This window comes from Stenotrophomonas sp. 1337 (genome assembly GCF_031455455.1).
GTDB classification, from domain to species: Bacteria; Pseudomonadota; Gammaproteobacteria; order Xanthomonadales; family Xanthomonadaceae; genus Stenotrophomonas; species Stenotrophomonas indicatrix.
This window is the reverse complement of sequence record NZ_JAVDSR010000001.1, coordinates 91,438-111,038: the sequence shown is the minus strand read 5'-3', so window position 1 is coordinate 111,038 and position 19,601 is coordinate 91,438. Positions and strand designations below refer to the sequence as shown.

The 19,601-nt window shown below is 67.4% G+C and carries 21 protein-coding genes; 8 read left to right on the top strand and 13 right to left on the bottom strand.

What is annotated here, in order from left to right:
- The first annotated feature begins 119 nt into the window (after positions 1-119).
- Positions 120-1,082: a pyridoxal-phosphate dependent enzyme gene (locus J2X70_RS00540; protein WP_059065517.1), complete on the top strand. Its 963-nt coding sequence runs from the start codon at positions 120-122 to the stop codon at positions 1,080-1,082.
- Complete coding sequence (locus J2X70_RS00535; RefSeq protein ID WP_025877503.1) at positions 1,079-1,711, top strand: YdcF family protein; 633 nt, start codon at positions 1,079-1,081, stop codon at positions 1,709-1,711. Before J2X70_RS00540 ends, J2X70_RS00535 begins: the two co-directional genes overlap by 4 nt.
- A 161-nt stretch (positions 1,712-1,872) precedes the next feature.
- On the opposite strand, the gene bioC is transcribed toward J2X70_RS00535, so the two are convergent.
- From bioC to bioB, 5 genes are all read right to left on the bottom strand, one after another.
- Positions 1,873-2,757 carry a malonyl-ACP O-methyltransferase BioC gene (gene bioC / locus J2X70_RS00530; protein ID WP_059065515.1) on the bottom strand — a complete coding sequence of 295 codons (885 nt, stop codon included), beginning with the start codon at positions 2,755-2,757 and terminating at the stop codon, positions 1,873-1,875.
- A gap of 12 nt (positions 2,758-2,769) precedes the next feature.
- A complete protein-coding gene (locus J2X70_RS00525) occupies positions 2,770-3,549 on the bottom strand; it encodes an SDR family oxidoreductase (RefSeq protein ID WP_059065512.1) in 780 nt (259 codons plus the stop codon).
- 29 nt (positions 3,550-3,578) lie between these two features.
- The gene (gene bioH, locus J2X70_RS00520) at positions 3,579-4,358 is read right to left on the bottom strand and encodes a pimeloyl-ACP methyl ester esterase BioH (RefSeq protein ID WP_059065511.1); all 780 of its coding nucleotides are present in this window, start codon (positions 4,356-4,358) and stop codon (positions 3,579-3,581) included.
- An 18-nt stretch (positions 4,359-4,376) separates the two neighbouring features.
- On the bottom strand, positions 4,377-5,600 hold the full coding sequence (gene bioF, locus J2X70_RS00515; protein ID WP_059065509.1) for an 8-amino-7-oxononanoate synthase: 1,224 nt from the start codon (positions 5,598-5,600) through the stop codon (positions 4,377-4,379).
- A 67-nt stretch (positions 5,601-5,667) separates the two neighbouring features.
- On the bottom strand, positions 5,668-6,711 hold the full coding sequence (gene bioB, locus J2X70_RS00510) for a biotin synthase BioB (RefSeq protein WP_309908348.1): 1,044 nt from the start codon (positions 6,709-6,711) through the stop codon (positions 5,668-5,670).
- 157 nt (positions 6,712-6,868) lie between these two features.
- On the opposite strand from bioB, the gene J2X70_RS00505 reads away from it, so the two are divergent.
- Positions 6,869-7,441: a DUF3658 domain-containing protein gene (locus J2X70_RS00505; protein ID WP_279208217.1), complete on the top strand. Its 573-nt coding sequence runs from the start codon at positions 6,869-6,871 to the stop codon at positions 7,439-7,441.
- Here J2X70_RS00505 and J2X70_RS00500 read toward each other — a convergent pair.
- Positions 7,428-7,850, bottom strand: a complete 423-nt coding sequence (locus J2X70_RS00500; protein ID WP_032976866.1) for an H-NS histone family protein — start codon at positions 7,848-7,850, stop codon at positions 7,428-7,430. The two genes, J2X70_RS00505 and J2X70_RS00500, sit on opposite strands and share 14 nt — an antisense overlap.
- Positions 7,851-8,124: 274 nt before the next feature.
- Here J2X70_RS00500 and J2X70_RS00495 point away from each other — a divergent pair, with 274 nt between their 5' ends.
- Together J2X70_RS00495 and J2X70_RS00490 are read left to right on the top strand one after the other, a co-directional pair.
- The gene (locus tag J2X70_RS00495) at positions 8,125-8,646 is read left to right on the top strand and encodes an HAD family hydrolase (RefSeq protein WP_309908345.1); all 522 of its coding nucleotides are present in this window, start codon (positions 8,125-8,127) and stop codon (positions 8,644-8,646) included.
- A gap of 259 nt (positions 8,647-8,905) precedes the next feature.
- On the top strand, positions 8,906-9,553 hold the full coding sequence (locus tag J2X70_RS00490) for a hypothetical protein (RefSeq protein WP_309908343.1): 648 nt from the start codon (positions 8,906-8,908) through the stop codon (positions 9,551-9,553).
- Between the two features lie 180 nt (positions 9,554-9,733).
- Here the strand turns inward: J2X70_RS00490 and J2X70_RS00485 are convergent, their stop codons facing one another.
- Entirely contained in the window at positions 9,734-10,225 is a 492-nt protein-coding gene (locus J2X70_RS00485; protein ID WP_309908341.1) for a GNAT family N-acetyltransferase, read from the bottom strand.
- Positions 10,226-10,459: 234 nt separating this feature from the next.
- On the opposite strand from J2X70_RS00485, the gene J2X70_RS00480 reads away from it, so the two are divergent.
- Genes J2X70_RS00480 through J2X70_RS00470 form a run of 3 tightly spaced genes read left to right on the top strand, consistent with a single transcriptional unit; the run spans position 10,460 to position 12,259 of the window.
- Positions 10,460-11,155 (top strand): ComF family protein, encoded by a 696-nt coding sequence (locus tag J2X70_RS00480; RefSeq protein ID WP_309908339.1) that lies wholly within the window; start codon positions 10,460-10,462, stop codon positions 11,153-11,155.
- 58 nt (positions 11,156-11,213) lie between these two features.
- Positions 11,214-11,765 (top strand): HdeD family acid-resistance protein, encoded by a 552-nt coding sequence (locus J2X70_RS00475; RefSeq protein WP_025877483.1) that lies wholly within the window; start codon positions 11,214-11,216, stop codon positions 11,763-11,765.
- The gene (locus J2X70_RS00470; RefSeq protein WP_025877482.1) at positions 11,765-12,259 is read left to right on the top strand and encodes a hypothetical protein; all 495 of its coding nucleotides are present in this window, start codon (positions 11,765-11,767) and stop codon (positions 12,257-12,259) included. Before J2X70_RS00475 ends, J2X70_RS00470 begins: the two co-directional genes overlap by 1 nt.
- Position 12,260: 1 nt before the next feature.
- Here the strand turns inward: J2X70_RS00470 and J2X70_RS00465 are convergent, their stop codons facing one another.
- The 6 genes from J2X70_RS00465 to J2X70_RS00440 all read right to left on the bottom strand — a co-directional run bounded on the left by J2X70_RS00465 (position 12,261) and on the right by J2X70_RS00440 (position 19,520).
- Complete coding sequence (locus J2X70_RS00465) at positions 12,261-14,072, bottom strand: MFS transporter (RefSeq protein ID WP_301865759.1); 1,812 nt, start codon at positions 14,070-14,072, stop codon at positions 12,261-12,263.
- A gap of 89 nt (positions 14,073-14,161) precedes the next feature.
- Positions 14,162-15,277, bottom strand: coding sequence for an amidohydrolase family protein (locus J2X70_RS00460; RefSeq protein WP_309908338.1), 1,116 nt, complete (start codon positions 15,275-15,277; stop codon positions 14,162-14,164).
- Entirely contained in the window at positions 15,274-16,050 is a 777-nt protein-coding gene (locus tag J2X70_RS00455; protein WP_032976943.1) for a DeoR family transcriptional regulator, read from the bottom strand. The genes J2X70_RS00460 and J2X70_RS00455 overlap by 4 nt, the downstream gene beginning before the upstream one ends.
- A gap of 33 nt (positions 16,051-16,083) precedes the next feature.
- On the bottom strand, positions 16,084-17,418 hold the full coding sequence (locus J2X70_RS00450; RefSeq protein WP_301909438.1) for a D-tagatose-bisphosphate aldolase, class II, non-catalytic subunit: 1,335 nt from the start codon (positions 17,416-17,418) through the stop codon (positions 16,084-16,086).
- A 16-nt stretch (positions 17,419-17,434) separates the two neighbouring features.
- A complete protein-coding gene (locus J2X70_RS00445; RefSeq protein WP_309908337.1) occupies positions 17,435-18,373 on the bottom strand; it encodes an ROK family protein in 939 nt (312 codons plus the stop codon).
- Positions 18,366-19,520, bottom strand: a complete 1,155-nt coding sequence (locus J2X70_RS00440) for an SIS domain-containing protein (protein WP_025877469.1) — start codon at positions 19,518-19,520, stop codon at positions 18,366-18,368. The genes J2X70_RS00445 and J2X70_RS00440 overlap by 8 nt, the downstream gene beginning before the upstream one ends.
- Positions 19,521-19,601: the final 81 nt, after the last annotated feature.

Sequence of the window (19,601 nt, the reverse complement as noted above, 5' to 3'; positions counted from 1 at the left end):
CCGCCGGCGTTGAATCAGCCCTTAATTCCGCCGGCCAGGATGAATGGCGGTGTAGGCATGCACGCTGGCATGACCGATGGCGCCCTCGCCAGCGCGGGGCCATACGTTAATCTTGCGTCATGAGCGATTCACTGTTGCCCCGCGCTGATGACGTCCTCGCCGCCGCCGCGCGGATCGCGCCCCATGCCAGCGTGACCCCGGTGCTGCGCTCGCGCACGCTGGATGCGTTGGCCGGTGCGCAACTGGCGTTCAAGGCCGAGCACCTGCAGCGCGGCGGCGCGTTCAAGTTCCGCGGTGCGTGCAATGCGGTGTGGTCGCTCGACGCCGAACACGCCGGTGCCGGTGTGGTGACCCATTCCTCCGGCAATCACGGTGCCGCTTTGGCGCTGGCTGCCCGCACACGGGGCATTCCCTGCCATGTGGTGGTGCCGGAAGGGGCCGTGGCCGCCAAGCTGGCCAATATCGCCCGGCATGGCGCCACCCTCTGGCGCTGCCCGGCCACCATTGCCGACCGCGAGGCCACCTGCGCCAAGGTGCAGGCCGATACCGGCGCCACTCTGGTCCATCCGTACACCAACCCCGCGGTGATCGCCGGGCAGGGCACGGCCGCGCTGGAGCTGCTGCACAGCGAGGGGCCGTTCGACGTGCTGGTGGTGCCGGTGGGCGGTGGTGGCCTGGCCAGTGGCACTGCGTTGGCCCTGCGGCACGCCAGCCCGGGCACGCGGCTGGTGCTGGCCGAGCCGGCCGGTGCCGACGACACCGCCCGTTCGCTGGCGACCGGCAAGCGCCAGGAGGCATTTACCCCGGACACGATCTGCGACGGACTGCGCACACTGATCGGCGCACCCAACTTCGCGCTGCTGCAGGCCGCGGGCGCCGAAGTCATCGTGGTTGACGATGCCGCCACCGTGGCGGCGATGCGCCTGCTGTGGGACGTGCTCAAGCAGGTGGTCGAGCCGTCCTCGGCGATCGTGCTGGCAGCGGTGCTTGCGCAGCCTGCGCGCTTCGCCGGCCTGCGCGTTGGACTGGTCCTGTCCGGCGGCAATGTCGATCTGCCTGCCCTGCGTTGGGGAGCGCCATGAGCCGCGGCCGCCATCGCGAACGTACCGGCCTGCTCGGTTGGGTGTGGCGGTTGTTCGTACTGCTGGTGATCTGGCTGCTGGGCGTGACCGCCTGGATCGTCTGGGTCGGCGAACGCGACCAGGCGGCCAAGGCGGACGCGATCATCGTGCTGGGTGCGGCGGCCTACGATGCCAAGCCCTCGCCGGTGTTTGAAGAGCGCATCCGCCACGGCCTGGATCTGTACGACGCCGGCTACGCGCCACTGCTGATCTTTACCGGAGGCTACGGCGGCACCGGTGCGCGCTTCTCGGAATCGCAGGTGGCCCGGCGCTATGCGCTCAAGCACGGCATTCCCGATGAGGCGATCCTCATCGAGACCGCCTCGCGCAATACCGTGCAGAACCTGGTCGAGGCCAAGCGGCTGATGGACCAGCGCAAGCTGCATTCGGTGATCATCGTCAGCGACCCGCTGCACATGGCGCGCGCGCTGCGCCTGAGCAAGGCGCTGGGCATCCAGGCGTTGGCCTCGTCCACGCCCAGCACGCGCTTCCGCAGCTTCCATACCAGCTGGCGCTTCCTGGTGCAGGAGATCTACTTCTTCCACCGCGACCTGGTACGGCCGCCGTTGAGTTCACCGGCCAATACCTGAGCGGCTGCCGCTGCGCTCGCCGGGCATGGCCCGGCGCTACCCATAACGCGCGCCTGGCCGGGACCTGCTTTTGGTAGTTGCCGACCTTGGTCGGCACGGGAAGCACAGCGCCGATCAAGGTCGGCTGGTAGCGCCGGGCCATGCCCGGCGGCGCCTTCGAATCAGGTCTGCTTGCGCCGGATCGGGATCGCCGACACCGGCACGGAAGCAATGTCATGCCCACCTTCGCGGATCGGCGCGCCCGGATCCGGCGCCCAGGCATGGGCGTAGATCACTTCCCAGCTGCTGGGCAGCTTGCCATCGGCACGGCGCATCGGTTCGTACGCCGCCGCTGCCGCCGCGAACCGCCCCCGGCCGGTCAACGTATGGCGGCGATCGACCCGTGCGTTGGTCGCGCCCATCGCGCGCAGCTCGCGCATCAACGAGGGCAGGTCGTCGTAGGTCAGGGTGAACAGGTCGCGGTCCAGAACCGGATCACGGAAGCCGGCCATCATCAGCGCATCGCCGAACTGGGCGATCTGCGCGAAGCGGCTCACGTGCGGGCGGTCGTCGGCGGCGGCGAAGGCCTCGTTGAGCTCGACCAGCGTTTCCGGCCCGAACGTCGAACACACCAGCAACCCACCGGGCTTGAGCACGCGGCGGAAACCGGCGAACACCGCCGGCAGGTCGTCCACCCACTGCAGGCACAGGTTGCTGAAGATCACATCGACGCTGTTGTCGGCCAACGGCAGCGCCGTGGCATCGGCGGCCAGGCGCTGGAACGGCTTCCACCAGCCGGCCTGGCGCTTGGCCTGGTTGAGCATCGGCAGCGCCACGTCCAGCGCGATCACCTGCGCCTTCGGCCAGCGCTTCTTCATCAGCGCACTGGCATGGCCGGTGCCGGCACCGATATCCAGCACCACCTCCGGCTTGCGTGCCTCCAGGTAGTCCAGCGATTCCAGCAGCCGCGACTGCACCTCGCGCTGCAGGGCGGCGGCAGCGTCGTAGCTGGTGGCGGCGCGGGCGAAGGCGCGGCGGACATGGCGGGCATCGAAGTGGGACGGCATTGCAGAAGTCTCTTAGAACGTACCGGGGTAGGCGCCGCCGTCGATCAGCAGGTTCTGCCCGGTGAGGTAACCGGCCTGTGCACTGCACAGGAAGGCGCAGGCGGCGCCGAATTCGTCCGGCGTGCCGAAACGGCCGGCGGGGATCTGCTGGCGGCGGCGTTCGGCCACCGCCTGCACGTCCCCGTCCTGGCCGGCGGCGTGGGCGAAGTTGGCGCGCAGGCGGTCGGTATCGAACTGGCCGGGCAGCAGATTGTTGATCGTGACGTTGTGGACGACGGTGCGCCGCGCCAGCCCGGCGACGAAGCCGGTCAGGCCGCTGCGCGCGCCGTTGGACAGCGCCAGCGCGTCGATGGGTGCCTTCACCGATGACGAGGTGATGTTGACGATGCGGCCGAAGCCGCGCTCGATCATCGCGTCCACGGTGGCGCGGATCAGCGCGATCGGCGCCAGCATGTTGGCGTCCAGCGCGGCGATCCAGTCGTCGCGCTCGAACGTGCGGAAGTCGCCCGGCGGCGGACCGCCGGCGTTGGTCACCAGGATGTCGACCTGCGGGCAGGCGGCCAGCGCTTGGGCGCGGCCCGCCTCTGTGGTGACGTCGGCGGCGATCGCCCGCACTTCAGCGGCACCGGGCAGCGTACGCAGTTCTTCAGCCGTGGCCTGCAGCGCAGCGTCACCGCGGGCGACGATGACCACGTTCACGCCTTCGCGCACCAATGCGCGCGCGCAGCCAAGGCCAAGCCCCTTGCTGGCGCCGCAGACCAGTGCCCAGCGGCCGGAAATGCCCAGATCCATGCGTCAGTCCTGCACAAGCTTAGGAAGGCTCATTGTCCGCCATCGGCCGGTGACAGGCCGGCAACGAAGTGTTGCAGGGCGGCTGCAACGTCATCGGCGTGGCCGAGGAAGGGGGCGTGGCCGCCATGACCCACGGTCAACGACTGCCCCCCGGGCGCCAGCGCGGCAGCGGCCTGCATCGCCGCCGGCGAGACCAGACGGTCACGCTGGCCGGCAATCCACAGGCTGGGCTTGCCCAGTGCGGGCAGGGCACCGCGCAGATCGGTGTTCTCCAGCAGCTGCAGGCCCTCGTGCAGTGCGCGTTCGGTGGGCGCTCCGCGTTCGACCAGGCGCTGCCGCAGGGTGCGCAGTTCCTCGCGGGCATGCGCCGAACCCATCACATCCAGTGCCAGGAAACGTTCCAGGGTGCCACTGAAGTCCTGCGCAAGGTCACGACCGAACTGCTCGAATACCGATGGCTCCACCGCATGCGGCCAGTCATCACCGCGCACGAAGCGCGGCGTGGCGGCGATCATCGCCAGACCGCGCACCTTCGGCAGCGTGGCCGCCGCGTGCAGCGCGAACAGACCGCCCAGTGACCAACCGCACCACACCGCTGGCGGCGTGGCCGCGGCAATGGCATTGACCACGAACGGCAGGCGCAGCGGGGTGCTGTCGTCGCGGCTGTGGCCATGGCCGGGCAGGTCGACCAGATGCAGCGTGAATCGATCGGCCAAGCGCTGCACCAGCGGCGCAAACACGCCGCCCTGCAGGGCCCAGCCGTGGATCAGTACCAGGTCCGGCCCATGGCCGGTCACTTCAATATGCATGGGGAACTACACGATCACTCAGGCCAGCGCCGGCAACGACGGCGGCAGCACTTCACGCGCGGCAAAGGCCACGCGGTCGCGTGCAACGGCGATGGCTTCGACCAGGCCGCGTACCTGCTCAGTGGTGTGCAGCGCGGACAAGGTGACGCGCAGGCGCGCCTTGCCTTCCGGCACGGTCGGTGGGCGGATCGCGCCGACCAGCCAGCCGGCCTGCTCCAGCGCCTGCGACATCGCCATGGCAGTGTGGTCGTCGCCACACAACAGCGGCTGGATCGGCGTTTCCGATGCCATCAGATCCAGCCCATGACGTCGCGCTTCGCTGCGGAACAGGGCAATCAGATCGGCCAGCTTCGCCCGCCGCCAATGATCGCGGCGGGCCAGGCGCACCGCTTCCAATGCGGATGCCGCCAGCGCCGGCGCCATGGCGGTGGTGTAGATGTAGGGGCGTGCGGTTTCGGCCAGGTGCTCGATCAGGTCTTCGCGGCCGAGCACCAGCGCGCCGGAACCGCCGAGCGCCTTGCCCAGGGTGACCAGCTGCAGCGGCACATCGTCCACGCCCAGGCCGGCGGTGGCGACCGCGCCACGACCATCGCCGAGCACGCCCACGCCATGCGCATCGTCCACGTAGAACAGCGCCTGCTGCAGGCGCGCGACCAGCGACAGCGCACGCAGCGGCGCGACATCGCCATCCATGCTGAAGACACCGTCGGTAGCCAGCATCGCTGCGCCATCGGGCGCATGCTTGAGTTGGCGCATCGCACCTTCCGCGTCCAGGTGCGGGTAGCGGCGCAGGCGCGCGCCGGCCAGCCGGGTGGCATCGAGCAGACTGGCGTGGTTGAGCTTGTCCTGCACGCAGACATCGTTCTCTTCGCCCAGCAGCGCCTGCTGCACGGCCAGGTTGGCGGTGAAGCCACTGCCGAACAGCAAGGCACGCGGATAACCGAGCCACTCGGCCACTTCGCGTTCCAATGCGTCGTGCAGCGCGTGGTGGCCGCAGACCAGATGCGAGGCACCGGCACCGGCGCCTTCGCGCGCAGCGGCATCCTGCAGTGCGTTGACCACGCTGAACTGCTGGGCCAGGCCCAGGTAATCGTTGCTGCAGAAGCCGGTCAGCCAGCGCCCATCGACTTCCAGGCGCACACCATCGCGACGGGTGACCGTGCGCCGCGGGCGGCGACGGCCTTGTGCATCGCGCAACGCGCGCTGGGCTTGGAGGCGGGCGGTCAGGTCGGGGCGTGCCATGGCGGCTGGATGCGGCGACGGGGCGGCTAGGGTAGCGCGTTGCCGCGACGCCTGCTTGGCCGCCGGCTCAGGCCGCGTGGGCGCAGCCGCAGCCGGGGCCATCGGCGCTGATATCGGCATGCACGGTGCCGCCATGGTCATGACCGTCGGCGTCCACCTGCACCGCCATCGGCTGCAGGCCCAAGCGTGCGAACAGGGCCATGTCGCGCTCGCTCTCCGGGTTGCCGGTGGTCAGCAGCTTGTCGCCATGGAAGATGGAGTTGGCGCCGGCCAGGAAGCACAGCGCCTGCAGCTCATCACTCATCGCCTCGCGGCCGGCCGACAGCCGCACCATCGAATGCGGCATGGCGATGCGGGCCACGGCGATCATGCGCACGAACTCGAACGGGTCCAGCTCGGCACTGCCATGCAGCGGCGTGCCGGCCACCTGCACCAGCTTGTTGATCGGCACCGAATCGGGATGCGCCGGCAAGGTGGCCAGCGCCAGCAGCAGGCCGACCCGCTGCGCGCGTGTTTCACCCATGCCAACGATGCCGCCGCAGCAGGTCTTCAACCCCGCATCGCGCACATGGCCCAGCGTATCCAGGCGATCCTGGTACTGCCGGGTGTGGATGATCGACTCGTAGTAGTCCGGCGCGGTATCGAGGTTGTGGTTGTAGTAGTCCAGGCCGGCGTCCTTCAACGCGCGCGCCTGCTCGCCACTGAGCATGCCCAGCGTGGCGCAGGTTTCCAGGCCCAGCGCTTTCACCCCGGCGATCATTGCCGCCACCTTGGGGATGTCGCGGTCCTTCGGCGAACGCCACGCTGCACCCATGCAGAAACGCGAGGCACCGGCCGCTTTGGCTTGGCGGGCCTTGGCCAGCACCGCATCGGTGTCCATCAGCTTCTGTGCGTTGACCCCGGTGCTGTAGCGCTGCGCCTGCGGGCAGTACGCGCAGTCTTCCGGGCAGCCACCGGTCTTCACCGACAACAGCGTGGAGACCTGCACCTGGGCCGGATCGAAGTGCTCGCGGTGGACGGCGGCGGCGCGGAACAGCAGTTCCGGGAAAGGCAGGTTGAACAGCGCCTGCAGTTCGTCGTGGTGCCAGTCGTGGCGGATGGCGGTTGCCATGGCGGGACCTTGGAAGGGCTGGAGCGAGGGCGCAGTCTGGGTGGGGTTGGGAACGCTGTCAACTATTAATATAAAATAGTGGTTTACAGGAAGTCGTCGCCCGGGTCAGTTGCAGCGGTGCTAAGTTCGCCGCTACGCATGGAACGTGAGAATCGGCATGGACACGCACAAGAACGCCGCAACCCTTCGCAACGCTGTGCTGTGCAGCCTGGCTGATCTGCCCGATGGAGGCTTGCGCGTGGTAATGGATGACCTGCGGAAATCGGACACCGCCGGTATGTGGCAGCACCGCACGTTCGTTACGTTCAAGGACTATCCACCAGGCATGCTTGCCGACCCGGTAGGCCTGTCCGAAGCGGAGTTGGCAGACTTTGGCTTCTTCGTGCTGGTCCGCCTGCTGGCTGTAAATGGCCGGCTGGCTGACACTGACGACGCGCCGGACTGCGATGCGCACCTCACCAACGAACAGCGGCACCGCATCGCAGCGCTGACCGAGGAGGACGTCGCGCGGATCGATCAGCAGCTGCTTTCCCACTGTGACGGTCAGTTCCGCAAAGTCGCCTATATCGTGGGCACGGCGATGTCGTTGGATCCCGAACGTCCGCCGGGAATTCCAGATGTGTTCTACGCAGGGCGTGTGCGCAAGCTGGTCGAGCGTGGCGCGCTGCAGGCTGCCGGCGACCTGTCGCGCATGCGCTACAGCGAAGTGCGCCGGATCAGCTCTGCTTGAAGACGGTTCTCTGCCCGATCGCGCTGGACTTTCGAACGTCGGACCGGCCCAGCCCGGGAATCAGGAAATCGGCAGGGCTGCGGCCATGCTTGGTCTTCTCGGCAAGCCAGCGCGGCATCCGGCCGCGGCCCGACCACGTATTGCGCTTGTTGTCCGGGTCGCGGTACTTGGCCGCCACCTTGCCCGCCTTGCGCCGTGTGGCAGGTTTGCGGACCGGTGCAGCGGCCTCGGCGGGCGCGGCCCCGATCAGCTCTTCAATCGTGTAGCCGCACTGCGCGGCGAAGGCGATCAGCTTGCGACGGACAACGGCCACGGGGCGGCGGCTGGCAACCAGCGCCCTTCGCTGCTCGGCAGCAGTCACAAGGGCGTTCAGTTCGCGCAGGCTCAGGTGTTCGACGTCGATTGTCATGCCGCGAAGGGTCCGGACATCCCGGCAGCCTGTCAAGCAGCGGACGGGTATCTCAGCCTAGGCAACCAGTCCCCCAGCCGGGCTGCCACCAGGCATCTCGCCACCAGTGTGGGTAGGCCCAGGGCGTCCAGCATGCTGCTGACGCTGTGGGGTATGTTGTTGAAAGGCGGCGGACCCAGCCGCTACCTTGTCGAGTACTTTTACTTTATCGATGCCGCTGAGCGTGGAACGAGACCAGACCGGAAGCATGCCCACAACTGACCGAAAGCTCCTGGTGCTCGATCTCGATGAAACGCTGGTTCATGCCAGTGCGCGTCAGTTGCACCGTCCTGCTGACACTCAAGTGGTGGGCTATCACGTCTACAAGCGGCCCTACGTTGACGACTTCCTGGATTTCGCATTCGCGCACTTCAGCGTAGGGGTGTGGACATCTTCCGGCAGTCTGTATGCCGAGCCACTGGTGGCATGGTTGATGCCAGGGCGCACGCTGGAGTTCCTGTGGTCGTCCCAGCGTTGCAGTACTGCGCGTGATTGGGAGACCGGTGGCTACACCAGCCAGAAGCGCCTGGCCAAACTGAAACGTCTAGGCTTTGCGCTGGAGCAGATGATCGGCATTGACGACACTCCCAGCAAGTACGCCAAGAACTACGGAAATCTGATACAGGTGCGGGAGTTCACTGGTGATGGTTGCGACGATGAATTGCTTCATCTTTCTCGACATCTGGATGTACTGCGCGCGCAGCCCAACATCCGGACCGTGGAGAAGCGCCGTTGGCGAGAGCGCATGATGGAGTGAATCGGCAGGATCATTGATTCACCCGCTTCCAGTGTCGTTTGCGGAAGTGTCACGCTGCGCACACCACCGCACTCCTGTGCGCGGTGCCCGCAGCCGGCCCCCTTTCTGGTTTCACCGACGTCTCTGCGCTTTCGTATGAAGCGGACGACCAGCAATGTTGAAGGGACGAGTGGGCGGGTTCTTCGCCGATTCAATGGTGCTGGCCGACGTTCCTTCCAGTACGATTCCGCGAACGTTCGCAAGCGCAAGGATGCCTTCGATGTCGACCGCTCAGCACTCTCGAATGATCAATGCTGCAGCCAGAACGGTGCTGCGCCCTCTGGGCTGCGTGCAGAAGGGACGCTCCAGAATCTGGATTGACGACCAGGTATGGTGGATCGGCGTGGTTGAATTCCAGCCCTCTTCGGGACGGAAGGGAAGCTATCTGAATGTTGGAGCGTGCTGGCTCTGGCATGAGAAGGACTTCCTTTCATTCGACGCCGGACACAGAGTGGGAACCTTCCACGAATTCATCGACGAGGAGCAGTTCTCGGCGGAGGCCACGCTGCTGGCCAGGCGTGCAGCGCAGGAAGTCGTTGCGCTGCGCGATCGCTTCCCCTCGATCGCCCACGCGCTGGCGTGGACTACTGCCAATGCATCGCCCACGCTATGGAACACGTACCACTCGGCGGTGTTGGCGGGGTTGGCGGGTGAGGTCGAACGCAGTGGGTTGCTGTTTGCAGAAGTGATCGCCGATCCAAATGACGTGCCATGGGCCGTTGAGCTGAAGCAGAGGGTTGTCGGGCTGCTGCATTGCCTGGAGTCAGGGGCTGGCTTTGAACAGGATATCGCGGCCACGGTCGGGCGAACGCGTATCGCGCTGGGACTGCCTGCCTGCCAGCGTGCAGCCAACGGGATCGAGTTTTGAGGGGAATTCACGGTGGTCGATCCGCTGCGTGCGGCTGACCCCCGGTGAGCCCAAGCCAGCCACGTCCAGCCTTGGGCTGCCGCCGCCAGGAGCAGGGCAAGCCCTTGCGTGGTTGCACCGTCCTATTGGCCATCCTGGCGCGGGCGAGTGCTGACCGGGGAGCTGGGGGGCTCCCCATCGTCATATCGCCCTGATCAGGAACAAGCGGAAGTCTGTTCCTTCTGACTCGGCTGGGATGCTGCACGCCATGCCCATCCTTGCAAGATTCCGTTCCCAGAATGCGTGCGCCACATGATCCTTGCGGAATGTGGCCAGCAGCCATTCTCCCGCCGTTGGCCGCACAAGCTCTGCGACCACTGCGGACGCGATGCCTTTGCCCCGATGCCTTGGAAGGATGAACAGATCGGCCAACTCTGGCAGGCGCCGCCCCTGGAAGTCGACTTCATCCACCTGGACGAATCCACACAGCTGGACATCGAGCCAGAGCAGACGGGTCCACTCCGGCTCTTCCTGCAGGCGGGCCCGGACATCGGCAAGTGTGCAGTCGTAGAGACCATCGGCAAGGATCTCCTCACCACTCCAGGCAGAGGCTTCGAAGTAGTACAGCTGCATCAATCTGAAGACCACATCTGCGTCCTGCGCAGTTGCTTTGACCAGCGTCAGTCCGTCCATGCAGTAGAGGTCCATCCAGGGCAACCGCGCCCATCCCGATGATAGCTGGCGCAGGATCGGCCAGTAGTGGTTCTGCAGTTCCGGCCGTACGTGGATGGAAGCGCGCGGTAGCAGGTGCGATGCAGGTCTACGGCCTGGCAAGGTGCAGCCCCCATCGGCCAACGCTCCCTGTACTGACATGCAGGCAGCCCCTTCACCGATGGGCAGCCTGCGCTTGCAGGGCGATGCTGCGGCATGCGCTTCCCACTGCCTTCTGCCCTTGGTGAACCATTACAGGCGGCCTTTCGCCTGTTGCTGCCCCTGCGCTGCCTGGTCTGCAGCGAGCGCGGCCATGACACCCTCGACCTCTGCGTCGCCTGTCTCGCCGATCTACCGTGGGCGGGTCGCGCCTGCCTTCGCTGCGCGCTGCCGCTACCGGACGAAGCCCTGCCCATCTGCGGCACCTGCCGTGACGAGCCACCGCCGCAGACCGCTACCCACGCCAGCCTGTTGTACGTGCCGCCGATCGATCAACTGCTGGTCCGCTACAAATTCCACCAGGACCTGGCTGCCGGACGCCTGCTTGCGCAGTTGATGCTGCGCAACCCGCCGCCATGGTCGTGCCCACCGCTGGTACCGGTGCCGCTGCATCCCAAACGCCTGCGCCAGCGCGGCTATGATCAGGCAGCCGAGCTGTGTCGGCTGCTGCGGACGCCGAGGTGGCGCGGGCTGTACCGTCGCCGTCATACCGCGCCGCAGTCCGAACGCAGCGCCGAGCAGCGCCGCGACAACCTGTTCGACGCTTTCGATGTGCGCGGTGCCGTCCCCGCGCGGCTGACCATCGTCGATGACGTGATGACCACCGGCAGCACCGTGCTGGAAGTCGCCGAGACGCTGCGGCTGGTGGGGGCTGAAGATGTGCGGGCATGGGTCTGTGCGCGGGTGCCGTGATCGCACCTTTCATTCCGTAGGTCTAGGATGTCCACGAACCCGGATCGAAGGAGTGGTCATGAATTCCCCTCTGTCTCCCTTGTTGTCGGCCGTTGGACGCAGCTGGTGGATCCTGCTGCTGTACGGTCTGGTCGCGCTGGGCTTCGGCATCATCGCGATCGGCTGGCCGATGTCAGCGGCCATCGCGCTGGCGTGGACGCTGGGTGTGATGGCGATCGTGGAAGGCGTCATCAGCCTGTTGGCGTTGATTACCGGTGGTAGTGGCGCCTCGCGTGGCTGGCTGCTGCTGTACGTGGTCGCCTCGCTGGGCTTCGGCATCCTGGCGGTGATCAATCCACTGGCCACCGCCAGCGTGCTGGTGCTGTTCCTGGCGGCATGGCTGCTGGTGGCAGGCATCTATCGCATCGTCTTCGCCATCCGCGTGCGCAGGCAGATCCAGGGTGAGTGGTTGCTGATTCTCAGCGGTGTGCTGGCCATCGTGCTGGGCCTGCTGTTCGCGGCCAATCCGTATGCCGGCGTAGCGGTAACCACGTTGTGGATCGGCATCGGCAGCCTGCTGTACGGCGTGCTGCAGGTGCTGGTGGCGTTCAAGCTGAGGAAGCTGCGCTGATGCGGGCCTGGAACAGATGGGCGCTGCTCGGCGGCGGCCTCGCGGTGTTGCTGCTGGCGGGCTGCAACCGGGTGCTTCCGGCGGAGACCCGGCATCCGCCGCGGGAGGGGGTGCAGGTGCAGATGCGTGAGGTCGATCCCGATGGCCGCGCTACCCTGCAGTGGCAAGGGCGCAGCATCGCCGTGAAAGCGCCGCCGATGCTCACCAGTGCCGATATCGTCGACGTGCGAGCGGCGTTGGACGCCGCGCACCAGCCCGTACTGGAACTGACGTTCCGCAAGGAGTCCGCCGGCCGGTTGCTGCACGCGACCGAGGCCCTGGTGGGCAAGCAGGTGGCGCTTACCGTCGATGACCACGTGCTGTCCGTGGCCACCATAGCGGGCCCTTTTGGCGAGTCCATGCAGGTGGCCGGTACCAACATGAGCGTGGCCGAAGTGCACGACATGGCGCGCTACATCGTGCACGGCGGCCCTGCGCCGCCACAGCAGCGCTGAATCAGCGCTGCTTTCCTGCAAACCCGGCTTCGATCTCTTCCAGCGAGCGCCCCTTGGTTTCCGGCAGCCAGAATGCGGCCACCAGGAAGAACACGAACGTGCAGCCCGCCCAGAACAGGAACATGCTGGCGTAGCCGTAGTGCCCCACCGTCGGCAGGAAGATGGCGGCAATGGTGGTGGACACGAACTGGTTGATCAGCAGCGCGATGCTCATGCCGTTGGAGCGGATGCGGTTGGGCATCAGCTCGGACAGCGCCAGCCACACGCACACGCCTGGGCCAACTGCGAAGAACGCCACGAATACCAGGATGCAGGCAGCGACGGCCCAGCCATGCGCGGGCGGCGGAATCGGGCCGATACGGGCTTGCTCGATGCGCAGCGGTGCCTGCGCGGCACTGGCCGGGTCGGCGAACGGATTGAGGTGCAACGTGCGGAAGAACGCGCCGATGACGCTGTCCGACTGCACGGTGCCGGCGCGCTCGATGCGCAGCTCGCGGTCGGTCAGGTTGTCGCTGCGCAGCGCGCGCACGTTGGTGAAGTCGCCATAGGCGTAGGACACGGTCAGCTGCAGCGGCCGGCCTTCGCGGTCGATGCCACCGGCAAACCGCTGCCACTGCGCGTCATCCAGTACCAGTTGCAGGCCATCGCCACTCACTGCGGCCTGCAGGTGCGGCTGCACGTCGGCGCGGCCCCGTTCGGCTTGGAAGAACAGCGTTGCTGCGGCCAGCAGGGCCACGCAGATGCCACCGCTGCCCAGCATCAGCAGGAACTTGCGACCCTTGCGGTCGACCAGCAGCAGCGCGGCGACGGTCATCACTGCGTTGAGCAGTTTGATCGCCACGTCGGCGCCGTTGGCCACCGAGCCGGACAGGCCTGCCTGGTTGAGGATGTTGACCGCATAGGCCAGCACCGAGTTGATGCCGGTGGCCTGGGTGCAGGCCAGCACCACGCAGGCCAACACGAACGGCACCACGTAGCGGCGGCTGAGCAGCGGGTCACGCTTGCCGCTGCTGCTGCTCGATTCCGGAGCCTGGATCTGCGCCAGGGTGGGCTCGACGTCGGCAGCGGGCAGCACGCGCTGCAGGCTGCGGCGCGCATCATCGATGCGGCCACGACGCACCAGCCAGCGCGGTGATTCGGACAGCCAGAAGATGCCGGCGCAGAACAGCAGGCCCGGTGCCAGGCAGGTCCAGAAGATGGTGCGCCAGGCGTGGTCCTTCACCGTGAACAGCTCCTGCGCCTGCTGCGCGACCGGCAGCGAGCGCACCGACTCTGCGGCGGCGTCCACGGCATGGGCGTGGTACAGGCCGATCAACGCGGCCAGCACCAGGCCGACGGTCAGCAGCAGCTGGAACATCGCCGCGCCGCGGCCGCGTCGTTCCGGGCTGAGCACTTCGGCCAGGTACAGGGGAATGACCACGCCGATCAGGCCGCCGCTGACACCCTGCAGCAGGCGCCCCAGCAGCAGCGGGGTGTAACCCGACGCCAGCGCCATGATCGGGATGCTGGCAGTGAACAGCACGCCGGCCAGCAGCATCGCGCCACGGCGGCCGATGAGGTCGGCGATCATGCCGGCGAACAGCGAGGACAGCACGCTGCCCAGCAGCACCGCGGCGACGACGAAACCGAGCTGCTGGCTGCTGAGCTGCCAGGCGTGGCTGGCGGTGGCTTCAAGATAGGGCAGGGCGCCAGCGATGATGCCGATGTCGATGCCGTACAGCAGGCCACCGAGGCCGCCGATGAAGAGCAGGTAACGTACGGGCCAGCGCGGGGCGGTGGAAGCGGGTACGGCAGGTGCAGTGGCTGCGGTCATCGGCTCGTTCCTGGACTGACGGGATGGTGCGTGGCTGATGCAATGCGCTTGCGCGCCTTGAGTGCGGCATCCGGGCCGCATGGCGTGTGTCAGTCCAGATCGATCAATCGACCGCCCACCACGACCTGCTGCAGGCGCAGTTCCGCATCCAGCACCACCAGGTCGGCGCGGGCGTCGGGCGCAATGCGGCCGCGATCGCTCAAGCCCAGGTAATCGGCCGGGAAGGTGGACACGCGCTGCGATGCGTCAGCCAGATCCAGACCCACCTGCACCAGGTTGCGCAGCGCCTGGTCCATGGTCAGCGCGCTGCCGGCCAGCGAGCCGGTGGCCAGGCGCACGCAGCCGCCGCACTTGTGCACGCGCTGCTCGCCCAGTGCGTACTCGCCATCGGGCATGCCGGTGGCGGCCGTCGCGTCGGTTACCGCATACAGGCGCGGAATCGCGCGTGCGGCCAGACGGATCACGCCGGGATGGATGTGCTGCAGGTCGGGAATGATCTCGGCGTACTGCGCATGCGCCAGGGCAGCGGCGGCGATGCCCGGCCGGTAGTGGTCGACGCCGGTCATGCCGTTGAACAGATGGGTGAAACCGGAAGCGCCGGCCTGCAATGCGGCCACGCCTTCCTCGTAGGTGCCGGCACTGTGGCCGAGCTGCACGCGGATGCCGAGTGCGGACAGCGCGGGGATCAGTGCGGTGTGCTCGCCGATCTCCGGCGCCAGCGTCATCACCCGGATCGGTGCCAGCGCGTGCAGCTGCCGCACCAGCGCCATCGTCGCCTCGATCGTACGATTGGGTTGTGCGCCCAGCCGCTGCGGGCTGATGAAGGGGCCTTCCAGGTGCACACCGGCGATGCAGGCGGCATCGGCATCGGGCGCTGCCATCGTTGCCGCAACGCCCTGCAGCGCGTATTCGATCTCGTCCAGGCCAGCGGTCATGGTGGTCGCCAGCAGCGTGGTGGTACCAAAGCGCGCATGGGTGCGGGCGATGGTGCGGGCCACATCGCCGCCCTGCATCAGGTCGACGCCGGCTGCGCCATGCACGTGCAGGTCGATGAAGCCGGGCAGGATCACCGGCAGCTGCGGGTCATCGCCGCCGCTGTGGTCCTCTACCTGCAGCTGGCGCACGTGTGAATCGAACTGGACCTGGCCGCGACGCCAGCCCAACGGGGTGAGGATGCGGCCGTGCAGGGAGCGGGTGTCGGTCATGCGGGGGGCTCGGCGATGATCACTTCGATGCCCAGCCGCTGCAGCCCCTCGCGGGTCGCGTCGTCGATGCCGGCGTCGGTGATGATGGCGTGGATCTGATCGAGGCGGGCGATGCGGTGCAGGCTGACGCGTCCGAATTTGGAGGCGTCAGTGAGCACCACGATGCGCCGCGCGCGTTCGACCATGCGGTGGTTGAGGCGGGCTTCGGCTTCGTCGTGGGTGGTCAGGCCGAACTGCAGGTCCAGGCCATCCACGCCCAGGAACAGCGTGTCGAAGCTGTAGGAGTTGAGGCTGGCTTCAGCCTGGCTGCCCTGCAGCGACAGCGATTGCTGGCGCAGCAGTCCGCCGGTCAGCAGCACGGTGATGCCGGCGGCGTTGGCCAGTTCCCAGGCGATGTTCAGGCCGTTGGTCATCACCGTCACATCGCGGTGTTCGCGCAGGTGGCGGGCCAGGGTCATCGTGGTGGAGCCGGAGTCGATGATGATGTTGTCACCGGCCTGCACCAGGCGCGCGGCCGCCGTACCGATGGAATCCTTCAGCGGCAGGTTCAGCGCATCCTTTTCGTGGATGTCCTGTTCCTGCGGCGGTGTACGCACCAGGGTGGCACCGCCGTGGGTACGCGTGGCCAGCCCCTGCGATTCGAAGTGGGTCAGGTCGGCACGGATGGTCACCGCCGACACGCCGAAGCGCTCGACCAGATCGGCCACCTGCACCGAGCCGTGCTCGATCAGCAGCTGCAGGATCTGTTGCCGACGGGAGCGGGTGTTGCGCATGGCCATTCTCAGTTTCGCAGGGAAAGGTAGAGATTAGCCGTTCGCAAGATCGGCGGCAGCCGGACTTGCGTTGTGCTTGCGGGTTCCAGCCTGGTTGGCGCTGCAGGCGCGGGCGTATTCGCCCAGGCACAGGCCGATGCGATGCTGCACCAGGGCGGTAGGCGTATTGGCCAGGGTGCCCTCGCGCACGGCGCGGTACTGCTCCGGCAGGTACTGGCTGAGCAGCACCAGCGGCGGCGCGTGCTGTTCCAGGTTGGCGAACAGGGTCTGCACGGCCTGCACCAGCGCCGGCTCGCCCCAGTAGTAGCGGCAGCGGTCACTGAAGGAATAGCTGCGCAGCAGGCGCAGGGTCGCTTCGTCGCCCTGGTAATAGGACTGCCAGGACTTCGGCTGCGCCACCATCACCTCGTCCAGCACCTGCGGCAGGCGCGAGCACTGCGCGGCCGGCAGCAGCTCGGCTTCGATGGCAGCGAGTGCGAACAACGCTTCGCGGTAGGCGAAGGTGGCCGCGGGGCCGACCTTGAGGATGGCGAAATGGTCGCGCACCAGGGCATGCAGGCCGCTTTCGCGCTGGTAGTCGGTCGAATGCGCTTCGAACACGATGCGCGGCTGCTGTTCGAGGAAGTCGGCCAGCTCGCTGGCGGCGGCCGCATCGTACTCGTGCACGCTGCTGTGGTCGAAGTCCACGCCCGGCTGCACCACCATGGCCAGCACACGCTGCCATGCATCGCGCAGCAGCGGGGTATCGAAGGCCTGCCGGTGGATGGCCAGGGTCTGCGCAGCGGCGGCCGGGGTGGTCACCTGCAGGCCACCGGCCAGCGAGGCTTCGCCACCGGGAATCGGCACTTCGGTACCGATGACATAGACCGGCGGCGGCAGGCCGTGCTCGGCGGCGGTGCGCTCGGCGATCTCGGCCAACTCGGCCGAACGTGCAGCAACGATGGCATCGGGCAGCGGCACCGGGTCATCGGCGCAGGACATGCTGCAGTCCAGGTGGATCTTGTGGAAACCCGCGGCGACGTAGGCCTCGATCAGCACGCGCGCATGGGTCATCGCTTCGGCGGCCGGGCGCTTCTGCCACGCGTTCGGGCCAAGGTGGTCACCGCCGAGGATCAAGCGCTCGCGCGGGAAGCCTTCCTCATCGGCCAGGGTGCCGACGTAGTCGCGGTACTGCGGCGGGGTCATGCCGGTGTAGCCGCCGAACTGATCGACCTGGTTGGAGGTGGCTTCGATCAGCAGCACGGTATCGTGCGCCAACGCCACGTGCATGGCCGCGCGCAGCACCTGTTCGTTGCTGCAGCAGACGCTGTACAGGCCGACGTTGTGGCCGGCGCGGTGGGAGGCAAGCAGGGTCTGCAACGGGGACATGGTCAAGCTCCGGACATCAGGAAAACGAGGGTTGGCAGGCCAGCAGGGCGGCACCGCGTGCACCACCGGCATCGCCGAAGCGCGGCGGCACGATGGGCGGCACCTGCACGCCGTTGAACAGATGCGCGGCGATGGCTGCCGGCAACTGCTGGTACAGCGGTGCGTACTGGGACAGGCCGCCACCGAGCACGATCACGTGCGGGTCCAGCGCCAGCACCAGGGCGGCCAGGCTGTGGCCGAGCAGGTCGCGATGGATGTCCAGTGCCTGCCGTGCACGCGCATCGCCGGCCTCGGCCAGGGCGACCACCACGCTGGCATCGGCAGCGCTGCCACCGAGGTGGCGCTCGATCATCGCCAGGCCACTCCCGGATACGTAGCGCTCCACGCAGCCTTGCAGGCCACAGGCGCAATCGATGAGCGGCAGGCCATGGCGCTGCAGCAGGTGACCCGGCACGCTCCAGTGGCCCCATTCGCCGGCCAGGCCGTTGAAGCCGGACAGCAGGCGCCCCTGCAGGCAGAAGCCGCCACCGGCACCGGTGCCGAGGATGGCGCCGAACATGCTGGGGTAGCCATCGGCGGCGCCACCGTGCGCTTCAGAGAGCGCAAAACACTGCAGGTCGTTGCCGAAATGCAGCGGGCGCTGCAGGCGTGCCTGCAGATCAGCCGCCACGCATTGACCGGTCAGCGCAGGCACATTGGCGCTGAGCTGGCGGCCGTTGCGACGATCACGCACGCCGGGCAGGGCGATGCCGATGGCCGCATCGCTGCGACCCAGCGCAGCATCGGCTTCAGCAACCAATGTCACCACCGCCTGCAGGAAGCCGTCGTAGTCGCCCTGCGGGGTAGCCACGCGGCGGCGCCAGGTGACCTGCATCGCCGCATCGCACACCACCAGCTCGATCTTGGTGCCGCCGATGTCGATGCCGTAGCAGGCGTTGGCGATCAGCTCAGCCATGGTGGATGGTGACACCCTTGACCACGCGGTTGACGGTGCCGTCCGGGAACGGATTGTCGGGGGTCAGGCCAAGTGCGGCCGAACGCTGCAGCGCGTACAGCTGCGCAAAGCCCAGCCACACTGGGGCCAGCCACGGGTCATCCAGGGCAGGCACGGTGAGGGTGTAGTCATCGTCGGCGCCGATATCCGAATGCGGGCCGATCGACAGTACCTGGCCGGCCACGCCATCGCGTCGCAGCTCTTCCAGCAGGTCCTGCTCATAGCGGCGCGCCAGCGGCTGCACGCTGCGCAGCACGACCACCAGGGTGCTGCCGTCCAGCGTGGACTTCGGTCCATGGCGGAAGCCGAGCGGGGTGTTGGCCAGCGCCAGCACGCGGCCGGCGGTGAGCTCCAGCACCTTCAGCGCAGCCTCGCGCGCCAGGGCTTCCAGCGGGCCGCTGCCAAGGTAGATGACCCGGTTGAACGGGCGCTGCGCCAGCGCGGCCACAGCTGCATCCCATTGCGCCTGGCCTTCGCGGGCCAGACCGGCAATCTGCTGCAGGCGTGCGATGCGCGCATCCCACGGCGAACGGTCGAACACGGTCAATGCCGCCAGCAGCATGCAGGTCAGGCTGCTGGTCATGGCGAATGCACGGTCGCAGCTGGCCGACGGCATCAGCAGGGTGCAGGTGTCGGCACGGCCGGCGCCACGGCGGGCCAGTTCGCCCTCGGCATTGCAGGTGATGTCCAGGAAGCGCGCATCGTCCACGTCACTGCGCACGCGGTCGACGGCGGCAACGCTTTCGGGGCTGGAGCCGCTGCGGCCGAACGACACCAGCAGGGTCGGACGATCGCGCTGCAGGTACAGCGCAGGATGGGTGAGCAGGCTGGTGGTATGCACCACGCGCACCTCGGCCGGCCACTGCGCGTTGATGGCATCGGCCACCATTTCAGCGATGAAGCCGGAACTGCCGGCGCCGGTGAACAGCACGCGCTGGTTCGGGTCGTTGAGGCTGTCGCCGAGGAAGGCCTGCAGGCGGTCGCGGGCACGCGACAGATCCTGTGCAAGGGCTTCCCACAGCGCCGGCTGCTGGGCGATTTCGGTAGCGGTATCGGCTCCGCCGCGGCGCTGCCAGGCGGACACATCGGAAAGCAGGGTGACGTCCATTCGGAGGTTCCAGTTGGGCCAGCGCACCATCTGCGTTTTCTTTCGAAATGTCAAATACCGAAAGTAAAAAGAAAGATATCG